The organism is Nocardia sp. NPDC049526 (assembly GCF_044465765.1).
In the GTDB taxonomy this organism is placed as follows: Bacteria; Actinomycetota; Actinomycetes; order Mycobacteriales; family Mycobacteriaceae; genus Nocardia.
Genome location: NZ_JBITMA010000006.1, coordinates 126,494 through 139,526 on the forward strand (window position 1 = coordinate 126,494; position 13,033 = coordinate 139,526).

The window sequence follows — 13,033 nt, forward strand, 5'->3', positions numbered from 1 at the left end:
GATGAGGTACGGAGAGCGCGCACTACCTCGGCATTGCTGCACCACCTGCCGCCACCTAGAACATTAGAGTATCCTGAATTAGCGTATTGCATCGGGGATTGCCGGGATTGGTCAGTTCATCGGACGGCAAGCTCCCAGCATGCGAGAACAGGCCGCTAACGGCGGGTCGCCCATCCGACCGCATGCCGGGTCGGCTATCGAATCCCCCTGGCGTCCACCGGGTTCGACGTGGCAATTCGTTCGACCAGGCGCTGCCAGCCATCAGCTAATTGCTGTCGCGCGTAAGCGGTATCCGCTGCGGTCGTGGTCTGCAGATAGAGCAGGACGGGGGCTTCCAAGGCTGCGGTCAGCTGGATGGCGAGGACGTCGGCATCCGGAGTGTCGACGTGCGCCTGGTTCAGCAGCATGCGGATGTGGAATTGGGAGATGGTGGCCGCGCCGACGGGGATCGGCTGGTTGGCGTCCAGGGAGGCGCGGGCGATCGCGATGTGATCGAACAGGAAGTCCAGGCGAGCTCGGCCGTAGGCGATCAATCGCTGGATCGGGTCGGCGCCGGGGCCCAGTGGCGGCTGGCCCGAAAGTACCGATTGCTGGAAGGCTTTTTCGTCCTCGTCCATCAGGGCGTGGAAAATGCCCGCCCTGGTCCGGAATCGGCGGAACACCGTGCCCTTGCCGAGTCCGGCTCGTTCGGCCAGTCCATCCATCGTGACTTTTTCGACGCCGAGTTCGTCGACCAACTGGCGCGCCACATCCAGCAGATGTCGTCGATTACGTGCGGCATCGCCGCGTTCGTTACGCGGCGGGCCAAGGTGTAGCGCGGTCGGTTCCACGAGTTCCAAGTTACCGCCGGGAATGAAAGCGGGGTAAAGTCCGCTTTTGATTCTATTCGTGTTTGCCCGCTCACCGCCCTCCGGTCGAGCGATTGACTAGGAGTTCTCGATGAACGTCTTCCTCTGGATCCTGCAGGGCCTGTTGGCCGTGGTCTTGGTAGCCGCAGGCGCCGGGAAACTCGCCCAGCCCCGCGAGAAACTCGCCGCCAAAATGTCCTGGGTCGAAAGCTTCACCGATCAGCAGGTGAAGGCGATCGGCGCGGTCGAAGTGGTGGGCGGACTCGGCCTCGTGCTGCCCGCGCTCACCGGAATCGTCCCGGTACTCACCCCGATCGCCGCGGTCGGTGTCGCGATCATCATGATCGGCGCCGCCCTGACGCACGCGCGCCGCAGCGAATGGGCCGAGATCGCGCCCAGCGTGGTGCTGTTCGTACTTGCCGCCGTGATCGCGTGGGGCCGGTTCGGCCCCTACTCGTTGTGACGCCACCAGCTGATCGCCAGCGGATGCGCGGCTAGCGCATCCGCTCGCGCAGTACGAACTTCTGTACCTTGCCCGCGGCCGTTCGGGGCAGTTCGTCGACGATGACGAGCCGCTCGGGTGTCTTCTGCCGGGCCAAACCGGTTCGGGCGAAATGCCTTCCGATTTCGTCGAGATCCAGCGCGCAGTCCGCGCGCAGCACGACGACGGCGCAGACCCGCTCGCCGTAGCGCTCATCCGGTAAGCCCACCGCGGCCGCCTCGGCAACCGCCGGGTGCTGCGCGAGGACGTCCTCGACCTCCTTCGCCGAGATGTTCTCCCCGCCGCGAACGATGATGTCCTTCTTGCGGTCGGTGATAGTCAGATAGCCGTCGGCGTCGAGGCGGCCGATATCGCCGGTGCGGAACCAACCGCCCGAGAGGTACGCTCCGGCATCCTGTCCCGGATCGGTGTAGCCGAGGAACAGCTCGCCGCCACGGGTGACGATCTCACCCTCCGGCACATCCATGCCGTCCTCGTCTACCAGGCGCACCTGGTTGCCATGGGTCACGCGCCCGTCGGTATTGGCCCGCTTGATCAGCGGATCCGACGGTCGCCCCGAACTGATGGTCGGATGCTCACTGGAGCCGTAGGAACGGAATGCGGCGATGCCGGCGCGATCGGCACGAGTGATGAGCGCGGGCGCTACCCCGGCGGCGCCGACGAGGAACTCGCGCAATGTCGCGAGAGATGCGGCGCCGCGGTCACGTTCGTCGAGTAATCCGGCGAGGTATATCGGCGCACCGACACCGGACGTCAGGCCGTATTCGTCGACCAGCGCGGCCGCCCGAGCGGCCTGCCAGGCATCGAGCACAACGGTCTGGTCGCCGTGGATCAGGATGCGCAGTAGCCCGAGCAGTCCGGCGACGTGTCCGGCGGGGAACAACGCCAGATGCCTGGCCGCGTGCCCGCTTTCGCGTAGTGTCAGTTGCGAATCCAGCTCGGCCAGTAGTGACGAATGCGAGTGCTGCACGCCCTTCGGATCGGCCGTCGTCCCCGAGGTGTAGACGAGCAACGCACGATCGGATGGGCGAACCTCGGGGCGCAGGTAGGGGTGGGCGGTGAGATCGCCGAACGGGATCATCCCCTCCGCCGCCTGCTCATCCACCACGACAACACGTAGCCCAGGCAGTTCGCCGAGGCTCGCGATCATTGCCGCATGGTCGCGACCGCGACGGACACCGGGCGCCAGCAGCACGCGCGCGCCGGAACGCCGCAGCATGAAGCCGAGTTCCCTTGGGCCATAACTCAATACGATCGGCAGCAGCACCGCACCGCACAGTGTGACGGCGGTCTGTGCAACCGCGCCCTCGTACCAGTTCGGCAGCTGCACGGCGACGATATCGCCCGGCCCCACCCCGAGCCCCTGCAACGCACCCGCCACCCGCGTCGCGTCGGACACCAACTCACCTAGTGTCGTCGAAACCGTCCGCTCAGCTCCGGCGAAAACCACCGGCACTCCCCCGCGCTCGGCGGCGCCGCGCTCGATCTCCGAAATCAGCGTCCGGATCTCGCCGGTTGTCACCGGGATTCCCGAGGTAGCCCCAGTCCCCGCTCCGCGACCTGCGTCCGCAGGATCTCGTTCGCACCACCGGCGATCGTGTAGGCACGCGAATACAGGTGCGCGTCCTGCCACCAGCCCGCCGCCACCGCATCCGGATCGGCCTCGGTCAGCAGCCCGTCCGTGCCCTGCAGCCGCATCCCGAATTCGACCAGGTCGTAATTGAGTTCGCTGAAGAAGATCTTCCCGATCGGTGCGTCGGCGGGCTGTTCGGTGTGGTGCAGCATCCGGGACTGGGCGAGGCCGACCATTGCCGCGTTGACATAGACCCGCGTCGCGAGCTCGCCGATCGCCTGCCGCGTGGCGGAATCCTCCAGTGCGGGCCTGCCGCCGACCGATGTCGCACCGGCCAGCCGCAGCAGATCGTCGAGCGCGGCGAACAACTCCACCCCGCGCGCGGCCACGCCGGAGCGCTCGTGTCCGAGGCTGCTCATCGCCACCCGCCAGCCGTCGTCCACCCGACCGATCACATTCGCCACCGGAATCCGGACACCGTCGAGGAATACCTCATTGAAGTCGGTGGTTCCGGTGATCTCGCGCAGCGGCCGGATATCGACGCCCGGACTGCGCATATCGAGCGCAAATGCCGTGATGCCCTTGTGTTTCGGCGCATCGCGGTCGGTGCGCGCGAGCAGATATCCCATATCGGCGTGCTGCCCGTTGGTGGTCCATACCTTCTGACCGTCGATGACGAATACCGCGTCATCACCTTCACCCTCGAGCCGCGCCCGCGTCTGCAATGCCGCCAGATCACTGCCCGCGCCCGGCTCACTGAACAGCTGGCACCACACGTCTTCGCAGGTGCGGATGCGGGGCAGGAAGCGCGCCTGCTGCTCGTCGGTGCCGAATTCGATCACCGCGGCCGAGGCGAGCGCGGCCGCACCGATGGGCTGCCAGGTGCGGGCGCGGGTGATCTCTTCGACGACGATGAACGGTTCGAGCGGATGCGCGTCGGGCCGACCACCGTATTCGGCCGGCCAGTTGATGCCGAGGAAGCCCGCGTCGAACAGCTTCGCGGTCCACTCGCGGATCGCGGGCATGAGTTCGGACTCGGGCGCGCGCACACCGGTGTGGGTCTTGATTCCCGGCGCGTGCTCGGCGACGAATGCCCGCACCTTCTTGCGGAACGCTTCGAGTTCCGGCGTGGACTCCAGCTGCATCGCTATCTACTCCTCATCGTCGGGCACCACAACCTCGCGATGGGGCCACTCTAACCCGCTGCTCAACCAAAGAATCACACCATTCTCCGCGACATATCTTGATCGAGCATCAAAAAGAGTATACTCCTTATCAAGTGAAAGGATCCGTGATGAGCACGCCCCCAGAGGACCAGGTCGCGGCGGGCCGCCCGCTCACCGGCCGCCGCGCCGTGGTGACCGGTGCGGCCACCGGAGTAGGCGCTGCGGCCGTTGCCGCCTTCCTGGACGCCGGCGCCAGTGTCGTCGGCCTCTTCCACCACACGCCGCCGCCGGACGAGTTGAAGGGGCGCTGCGACTGGTTGTCCTGCGACGCGCGCGACCGCGCTGCCGTCGCGGCCGCCTTCGAATCGGCGACGGCGATCCTCGGCGGACTCGATATCCTGCTGAGCGCGGCGGGCGTCTGGCAGGCCAGTACCCCGGAGACGCTGACCGACGACGAGTTCGATCACGTCCTCGACGCCAATCTCCGGACCACGATCGTCTCCAACCAGGCGGCGTTCGAGCACATGCGCGACACCGGCGGGCGAATCATCAATCTCGGTTCGGGCGAGGCGATTCGCGGAAATCCGCTCGCGCCGCACTACGCGGCGGCGAAGGCCGGTGTGCAGGCGTGGACCAGGTCCGCGGCCGCGGCGTGGGGAAAGTTCGACGTCACCGTGAACGCACTCGCACCAGCGGTCGAGACCCCCGGCACCGAGCGGTTCCGGGAGCATCTCGGCCCCGCGGGTTCGGCCGCGCTCGCCGAACGCCTTCGGGAGACCATCCCACTGCGCGGCGAACTCGGTGATCCGTACGCCGACCTCGGGCCCGTCATGGTATTCCTGGCCGGACCAGGATCGCGCTATATGACCGGCCAGTTGATCGCGGTCAGCGGTGGATTGCAGATGCTGGGCGCTTGACGCCCGGTGAGCGAGTGACAAACAGTGGCCCTAATCGCGTCACTCACTACTTTCCCCCGCACGTCGCACGCACTTTTGGCCAACCGGCCAGTAGACTGAGGATCCGCAAAGTCCGCATTGAGGAGTTGGCCCATAGTGACTGCCGTCGACGTCGAGCCCGCCGACAGCGAGCAGGACTCCGACCTCACCACCGTCGAGACCGGCGCACCGGTCGGCAAACTCGCGGCCCAGATCGCCCATCGTATCGAGGCGGATGTGATACGCCGCGGTTGGCCGGTCGGTGAGTCCCTCGGATCCGAGGTGGACCTACGCGAACGCTTCGGGGTCAGCCGCGCGGTGCTGCGCGAGGCGGTGCGGCTGGTCGAACATCACCAGGTCGCCAAGATGCGGCGCGGTCCCAACGGCGGCCTGTTCATCTGCGCTCCCGATGCGGGGCCCGCGACGCGAGCCATGGTGATCTACCTCGAGTACGTCGGCACCAGTGTGTCGGATCTGCTCCAGGCCCGGTTACTGCTCGAGCCGATTGCCGCGGGTCTGGCCGCGGAGCGGATCAGCGAGGAGGGTATCGAAACCCTGCGCACGGCCCTCGAATTCGAACTCCGGCATGCCGACGAACCGGGGGTTCAGTCGCAGGATCCGCTGCATCCGATGCTGGGTGAATTATCCGGAAATCCGGTGCTGCACTTGTTCATCGACGTGCTGACCCGCCTCACCGCACGATACGCGAACACCTCGCGCCGACTCTCGAAGACCGAGATTCTCAGCTCCAAGGAGACCTCGCGCATCGCGCATCGGGCCATCATCGATGCCGTCATCGATGGCGACGGCGCGCGGGCGCAGACCGATCTGACCGCACACCTGGAGTCGGTGGCGGCCTGGATCGAAAAGCACCGGGTGCGTCGCGGGCCGCGGGTCGCGGGCAATGTGATCGAGCCCGAAATGGTCGAGGGGCCGCGGGCCAAGCTGGCCGAGGTGGTCGCCGCCAGGATCCACGACGATATCGCCGCGCGCGGCTGGCAGGTCGGCATGGTGCTCGGCTCGGAAACCGATATGCTCGCCCGCTACGGGATCAGCCGAGCGGTGCTGCGCGAGGCCGTCCGCCTGCTCGAATACCATGCGGTCGCCCAGATGCGCCGCGGACCGGGCGGTGGACTGGTCGTCACCGAACCCGAACCGCAGGCCAGTATCGACACGATGGCGCTGTTCCTCGAATACGAAGGCGTCACCGCCGACGATCTGCGGATCGTCCGCAATGCCATCGAACTCGGCATCGTCGCCCGGGTGACCGCCCGCTACGCCGACGGCGACAACGAAGTGGCGCAACGTCTCGCGGCGGCGGTCCGGTGGCCGACCGAGGGTCCGGCCGACGACCCGCGCAAGGCCGACCTCTTCCACACCGAGTTGGCCGATTTGGCAGGCAATCCGGTGCTTTCGCTGTTCCTGTCGATCATCACCGAACTGTTCCGCCGCCACGCGGCCGGACATGATCAGCCGCTGCCCGGCGACACCGCCGCCGAGGAGGTCGAGCACGTGCACCAGCTCATCCTCGACGCGATCGTCCAGGGCGATGCCGGAATCGCCCGGCACCGCATGCGCCGCCACCTCGACGCACTCGCTCCCTGGTGGCACTGAACCTCCAGCCGGACCGAACTCCGCAGCGCCACTGACGTTTCGACGGCCGGGACGCCGACCACCGGCGTTGTCCGCGTCCCGGCCGCCGGGTCCGGCTCAACCGCTGACGCTGAACCGGGCCAGTTCGTGGGCCACCATGCCGTCCAGATCCGGAGCGGGTGGTGCCGGCAGTTCGACGGCGCGATCCCGCGTCGGCAACAGCACGACGGCGGTACCGGGTGTGGTGATCTCACCCCGCTGGTTCTCGCAGCGCACCTCGAGGTGAATCTCGTTGCGCCCGTCCACCTGTCGCTTGTCGACGACCGTGCCGCGCACCCAGGTGGTGTCGCCGATGTAATTGAATTTGCGGTGCTCGCAACGCAGTTTCCACAGCCAGCCGTCGTCGCCGACCCAGTCGGTGAGCAGATGGCACAGCCAGGTCTCACGCATGCCGCCGTAGTCGTAGGAGTTCGGCAGCCCGAGTTCCTGTGCCCGCGCGGGTTCCCAATGCAGACGCTGCACGGTATCCGGGATGTTCAACCCGTTGGCCGGGTACAGGCCGGGAGCCTTACGCCGGATATTCGCGGCGATCTTGAATGCGCCCGGCGGGGTGAGCTGCATACCCCAGCCCAGATGCCAGACGACCACATCGGTGGTGGTCAGCGGCCCCTTCACCTTGGGCTGCACCACCTCGCCGACCGCGACGTCCTCCCAGTAGCGCGGTTCGGCGCCGCGCCTGGTCTCGGCCGCGTACGCCGCGTCGATTTCGGCGAGTTGTGCTGGCGTATAAGGGGTTTGCTCCAGTTTCTCTTTGGCCCGCTTACTCGAGGTGTGCCGCTCGGCATTGATCCAGGTGCCGCGCCGCACAGCGTGCATCTCACCGGATCCGTTGGTGTACAGGTAATCCTGGGTGACGTGCGCGGTGCGGCCGCCGAAGCTGCTGCGCTTGGGCTGGACGCCGACCTGGGTCTGTAGCACCCGGCTGCGGTCCCCGAGGCGCAGTGGCTGCCACCACTCGAATTCCATTACCGCCTGATACGAGCCGAGCCCGGCGAAGGGGTCGCCTTTCAGCAGTGCCTTGGTTTCGGCGTCGGGCTTCGGTGCGGCATCCTCGCCCATCGTGTAGAGGAAGGTCGGCGGCGCGATCAAGGAACCCCAGCGGGTCTGCGCCGCGTAGTCCGGATCGCAGTACAGCGGGTTGTCGTCACCGTAGCCGAATGCAAAGTGGCGCACGCCATCCCAGGTCACCTGGAAGTTGTGCGGCGGATTGCGCTGCGGATTCGGTATGCCGAGACGGCGGCGGGACCGCTCGATCGCCTGGTCGGTCAGCACGCCGAACTGTTCGGCGGGCTTGTCCTCGGTGCTCGTCACAGATCCTCCTCGATCGTTGCGGTCAGGCCGTCGTGCGTTCGGCGAGCCGGGCTCGCACGATGTCCAGTAGCTCCACGCGGCTCACCTTGCTCGACGGTGTGCGCGGCAATGCGTCGAGCACGAGGATGTGCGCGGGCACTTCGTAGGGCATCAGCTGAGTACGGCAGAGGGCGACCAGTTCGGCAACCGCGGGCGGCGTGCGTCCGGGTTCGACTTCGACCGCCGCCACCGGCACCGCACCGAGCCGCGGATCGGGCAGACCGGCGACCGCTGCCTCCCGCACCCCATCGTGCGCTTCGAGCACGCGCTGAACCGTCTCCGGCTGCACCTTGAAGCCGCCGCGGATGATGGCGTCATCGGCACGACCCTCGATCCACAGGAAACCGTCCGCATCGATCCTCGCCAGATCACTGGTGCGCACCCACACGGTGCCGCCCTGCGCGGTCTGCTCGGTGCGGACCTCGAGCCGCCCGGTCTTCCCGGTCGGCAGTTCGGCGCCGTTCTCGTCGGTCACCCGGAGCTCGACGCCGTCCAAGGCGCGCCCGGTACTGCCGATCTTGCGATCCCACCACTGCTCGTGCATCGGCAGCGTCCACCCGGCGACCGCACCGGCGAATTCGGTTGCGCCATAGGTCATCAGGACACGCAGACCATATTTCTGAAAGAACGCGTCGGCGAGTTCGGGCGGGCAGGGCGCGGTGCCGGAGGTGACCACCTGCAGGCTCGCCAACCGCTGCTTGGGCACATCGGCCTCCAGCACGGTGCGCAGGGCTGCGGGCACCAAGCTCACCGCCCGCAGTTCGTGGCGTTCCACCGCGCGCAGCCACGGCTCCAGGGCGAATTTGGGCATCAGGATCATGCGCCGCCCGGTGGCCAGGCAGGCAAGCGCCCGCCACAGTCCGCCGATATGCACCAGCGGCGCTGATACGAGTGCCGCCGACCGCGTCAGCAACCGTCCCGGCTTCGGCGTCTGCCCACCCGAGACAAGGGCGTGGTCGAGCTGTCCGACCCGCAGGTGCACCCGCTTCGGCGGACCGGTCGTGCCGGAGGTGAGCATTTCGACGGCCACGCCCGGATTGGTCGGCGCGTCGGGTGCGGCACTACCACCCGCCGGACGCAGTGCACCGTCGGTACCGAGTTCCACGGCGAGACCGTGCGCGGTCACCGCGGCGAGTACACCCGCACGGGCCAGCGCCTCCGCCCCGGCGATGACGACGGGGAGTTCGCAGCGGGCGATATCGGCCGCGAGTCGGGCTGCGGGCTGCAGCGGACTGAGCATCACCACACAGCGCCCGGACGCGATCACGGCGGCGACCACCGCGACGTGTTCGGGCCGGTTCTCCAACACAACGCCCACGCGGGCGTCGGCGTGCAGACCCGCGGCATCGAGCGCACCGTTCACCACCCGCGCCGTCTCCTGGACCATGCCCCAGGTCCACCAGCGCTCCTCGTGCTCGATGGCCTCGGCATCGGCGGGCGCCTCGGCGAGCAACAGGGACAGTCGGTCGCGAATTCCCATGTGATCAGCCTTTCGGAAGGCCGAGCACCTGCTCGGCGAGAACGTTGGTCATGGTGTTCGACTCCGTGCGATAACGCCGCATCGGGTGCGTTGCTCGGACCACTCCGTGTGCGCGGAGATCGAGTCCACGAGCTCACCGTCGAGATAAGAGTACACTGATTTATTGGATCGAACAGACAACCAGGGAGCCTGATAGATCACATCCGTGATTGTGAACGTGCCGAGGTTCGTTACAGAATTCCCCTGTGCCACATGATTCGGGCACGAATCAGTCAATCGAGACGCCAGATGGGATAGATGGCAAACCAACGCGACACCATCGACGGCTATCGCTCAGCGATCCATTTCAGGGCACCGATATTGATGGGCGGTAGATGACCGTACCGATGCCCACTACGAGAAGACTTGGCGGAGTACGGATTCCGGGCCGGGCGACCACCATTCGAGGTCCCCGGCCCGGTCCGCTCAGATTCCGACGAGGTCGGCGAGCCGCGCCCGATGCGAAGCCGGGCCGCCGAACAGCTGCTCGGACGACTTCGCCCGCTTCAGATACAGGTGCGCGTCATGCTCCCAGGTGTATCCGATGCCGCCGTGAATCTGGATGTTCTCCTTGGCCGCATGGGTGCCGACCTGCGAGCAGTACGCCGCCGCCAATGCCGCCGCCGACGACAGCTCGGTCGAACCGGCGGCTGCCACGGTCGCGGCATGGTAGGCGGCCGAGCGTGCGGCCTCGACCTCGAGCAGCATGTCCGCGCACTTGTGTTTGACGGCCTGGAACGAGCCGATCGGCCGGTCGAACTGAACCCGGATCTTGGCGTATTCGACCGCGGCGTCCAGACATGCCTGTGCCACCCCGACCTGTTCGGCGGCCAGCGCGACGACCGCGAGATCGAGCACGCCCTGTAGGTACCCCGGCGCATCGGCGGGCGGGCTGATCCGTTGCGCCACAGCGTCGTTCAGGTCGATCCTGGCCAGCCGGCGGGTCGGATCGAGTGTCTCCAACCGGGTTCTGGTCACCCCGGCCGCGGTTCCGTCCACGGCGAACAGTGCGAGTCCGGCCTCGCCGCCTGCCACGACGAGCAGCAGATCGGCGAGGTCGCCGTCCACGACGAACATTTTGGCGCCGGACAGGGTCCAGGCCTCACCCGCCCGCGCCGCCACGGTGGTGACGTCCGCGAGCCGCCACGAGCCGCTCTCCTCGGCCAGCGCCAGTGTCGCGGTCAGCGAGCCGTCGGCGAGCGCGGGTAGCCAGCGCGCCTTGGCCGCGTCGTCACCGCAACTGGCGAGCGCCTGACCGGCGAGTGCGACAGTCGCGAAATACGGCGACGGCAGCAGCGCTCGCCCCATCTCCTCGAGCACGATGCCCAGCTCGACCGGCCCCCCGCCGGAACCGCCGTACTCCTCCGGCAGTGCCAGGCCGTGCAGGCCGAGTTGCTCGGCCATCTGCTGCCACACCGCGCGATCGTGGCCCGGTTCGGTTTCCATCCAGTGCCGCACCGCCGCACTCGGCGATTTGTCCGCCAGGAATCGGCGCACGGTAGCGCGGAGTTCTTCCTGCTCCGCCGTGAACGAGAAAGCCATCACTGCAGCTTCGAGCGCAGGTAGACGTCGAAATCCGGCATCCGTGACCGGTCCACGATCTCGAGCCGCACACCCGACGGCGACAGGTGATAGGCGAAGATCGACGGCTCGCCGTCGATCACCGCGCATGCCTCCAGGGCGAAACCCGCCGCGTCCAACCGCTTGGATGTGGTCGCGACGTCATCGCAGAAGTAGCCGAGATGGTGCGTCGCGACGTGCGGCGGCGCCGCCGTCCACGGTGTCCCGGGAATCTCCTGCACCAGTTCGATGTGTGGGGCGTCGAGCGAATACGTGAAGCTCAGCTGCATCACCCGCTCGCCGTCGGCCAGCCGGACCGGCACTTCGGCGGTTTGGGTCGCGGTCCACCGGTAGCCCGCGAGCTCGGTCATCCGCACTTTCCATTCCTCGATGTCGGGCACCACGATCCCGGTGTGATAGAGATCCGCGGCGCGGAGTATTTGTGTCACAGGGGAATTCGTCATGGCGGTCACCACTCCAATCGCAGCGACTGGATGCCGTACATGTTGCCGTGCTGCGACAGCTCCTGTCCGGCCACGATCCGATACTCCGGAATCCGCTTGTGCCACTCCTCGACCGCGACATTCAGCTCCAAGCGCGCCAGATGCGAGCCGAGGCAACGGTGCGGGCCCGAGCCGAAGGCGATGTGGTTGATCGCGGTGCGGTGCAGATCCACTTCCAGCGGATTCTCGAACCGCTCGGGATCGCGATTGGTAACCGCCAGCGGCAGCATCACCATCTCGCCCGCCTTGACCGGGCAGCCGCCGATCTCGGTGTCCTGCATAGCTTTGCGCGCGGGCACCACGAACGAGTAGACCCGCAGGATCTCCTCGACGCTCGTCGCGATCAGCGACGGGTCGGCGATGATCGCTTCGCGCTGTTCCGGATGGGTGGCGAAGTGATAGAGGGCCCAGCCGATGGAGATCGGGACCGTATCGAAACCCGCCTGGAACAGCAGAATGCAGAAGGCGTGCATATCCGCATCGCTGATCGGCTCGCCATCGATCTCGTAATTCATTGCCCGCGAGAGCAGATCGTCGCGCGGGGCCTCGCGCCGCAGTGCGATCTGCTCGTCGAAGTAGTCCGAAACGGCCCGCATCGCGGCGAGTTGTCGGGTCCCCTCCGGATCCTCGTCGTAGGTCAGGTGCAGCATGTCGTGCACCCAGTCCAGGAAGATGGGCAGATCGGCCTCGGGCAGGCCGACCAGCCGCATGAAGATGATGGTCGGGAACCGGCGGGCGAATTCGTCCAGGACATCGGCACTGCCGCTGTCCTTCAGCTGATCGATCAGTTCGATCGCGACCTGACGGATCTCCTCCTCACGGGCAGCGATGGTCTTCGGGGAAAAGTCGTTGCCGAGCAGTCGCCGCCATTTCGTGTGCACGGGCGGATCGAGCATCTCCGGAATCCACAGGAACCGGGGATTCGGCTCGAGCGCGGTCACCGAGGTGTTCGAGAAGGTTCGCCAGTCCTGCAGCGCCTCCTGCACCGCCCGGCCGTCCGTGACGACCCAGTACCCGCGCGCGATGGTGCTGCGGAATCCGGTATGGGTGCGGGCGATTTCATCCCATCGCTGCTGATGACTCAGGACCGGACCGCCGAGCCGATTGTCGAAGTGATACGCGGGAACACCTTCATAGGTGCCCTCGGACTCGAGTGCAGTGCTCATGACTGCGCCTCGCTGTCGCGCAGCTCCGTCATGACCACTGACGTGGCTGTGCCTATTGCTCGCTCGCTCATCGCTGATCCTCTCTGGAAGGCCGCCGCGCCGGGCGCTGTATTCGCGTCTCCGCGGGCCGGTGGGCGTTAGGGCCGCACCCGTGCCGCGTCGCAGCCTCGTAGTACGTCATGCGCATGCCATGACCTGGCATGCCTCGACTCGTCGTGCTGGTCCAATATACCGACCAGCCCTTATTTCGTAACCTCT

Annotated in this window: 11 protein-coding genes; 3 read left to right on the top strand and 8 right to left on the bottom strand. The window is 66.9% G+C overall.

Annotated features, from left to right (window positions below):
• Nucleotides 1-194 precede the first annotated feature (194 nt).
• Nucleotides 195-830, bottom strand: a complete 636-nt coding sequence (locus ACIBW7_RS20275) for a TetR/AcrR family transcriptional regulator (RefSeq protein ID WP_397048383.1) — start codon at nt 828-830, stop codon at nt 195-197.
• Between the two features lie 109 nt (nt 831-939).
• Here ACIBW7_RS20275 and ACIBW7_RS20280 point away from each other — a divergent pair, with 109 nt between their 5' ends.
• A complete protein-coding gene (locus ACIBW7_RS20280) occupies nt 940-1,311 on the top strand; it encodes a DoxX family protein (RefSeq protein ID WP_397048385.1) in 372 nt (123 codons plus the stop codon).
• A gap of 31 nt (nt 1,312-1,342) precedes the next feature.
• Here ACIBW7_RS20280 and ACIBW7_RS20285 read toward each other — a convergent pair whose 3' ends face one another.
• Entirely contained in the window at nt 1,343-2,872 is a 1,530-nt protein-coding gene (locus ACIBW7_RS20285) for an AMP-binding protein (RefSeq protein WP_397048387.1), read from the bottom strand.
• Nucleotides 2,869-4,068, bottom strand: coding sequence for an acyl-CoA dehydrogenase family protein (locus ACIBW7_RS20290; RefSeq protein WP_397048389.1), 1,200 nt, complete (start codon nt 4,066-4,068; stop codon nt 2,869-2,871). Before ACIBW7_RS20290 ends, ACIBW7_RS20285 begins: the two co-directional genes overlap by 4 nt.
• A 149-nt stretch (nt 4,069-4,217) precedes the next feature.
• Between ACIBW7_RS20290 and ACIBW7_RS20295 the strand changes: the two genes are divergently transcribed.
• On the top strand, nt 4,218-5,006 hold the full coding sequence (locus ACIBW7_RS20295) for an SDR family NAD(P)-dependent oxidoreductase (RefSeq protein WP_397048391.1): 789 nt from the start codon (nt 4,218-4,220) through the stop codon (nt 5,004-5,006).
• 231 nt (nt 5,007-5,237) lie between these two features.
• Entirely contained in the window at nt 5,238-6,638 is a 1,401-nt protein-coding gene (locus ACIBW7_RS20300) for a FadR/GntR family transcriptional regulator (RefSeq protein ID WP_397049053.1), read from the top strand.
• Between the two features lie 96 nt (nt 6,639-6,734).
• Here ACIBW7_RS20300 and ACIBW7_RS20305 read toward each other — a convergent pair whose 3' ends face one another.
• From ACIBW7_RS20305 to ACIBW7_RS20325, 5 genes are all read right to left on the bottom strand, one after another.
• A complete protein-coding gene (locus ACIBW7_RS20305; RefSeq protein WP_397048393.1) occupies nt 6,735-7,988 on the bottom strand; it encodes a MaoC family dehydratase N-terminal domain-containing protein in 1,254 nt (417 codons plus the stop codon).
• A gap of 22 nt (nt 7,989-8,010) precedes the next feature.
• The gene (locus tag ACIBW7_RS20310) at nt 8,011-9,507 is read right to left on the bottom strand and encodes a class I adenylate-forming enzyme family protein (RefSeq protein ID WP_397048395.1); all 1,497 of its coding nucleotides are present in this window, start codon (nt 9,505-9,507) and stop codon (nt 8,011-8,013) included.
• Nucleotides 9,508-9,972: 465 nt separating this feature from the next.
• The gene (locus ACIBW7_RS20315) at nt 9,973-11,088 is read right to left on the bottom strand and encodes an acyl-CoA dehydrogenase family protein (RefSeq protein ID WP_397048397.1); all 1,116 of its coding nucleotides are present in this window, start codon (nt 11,086-11,088) and stop codon (nt 9,973-9,975) included.
• Nucleotides 11,088-11,570: a VOC family protein gene (locus tag ACIBW7_RS20320; protein WP_397048399.1), complete on the bottom strand. Its 483-nt coding sequence runs from the start codon at nt 11,568-11,570 to the stop codon at nt 11,088-11,090. Before ACIBW7_RS20320 ends, ACIBW7_RS20315 begins: the two co-directional genes overlap by 1 nt.
• Before the next feature lie 5 nt (nt 11,571-11,575).
• Complete coding sequence (locus ACIBW7_RS20325; RefSeq protein ID WP_397048401.1) at nt 11,576-12,775, bottom strand: cytochrome P450; 1,200 nt, start codon at nt 12,773-12,775, stop codon at nt 11,576-11,578.
• Between the last annotated feature and the right edge of the window lie 258 nt (nt 12,776-13,033).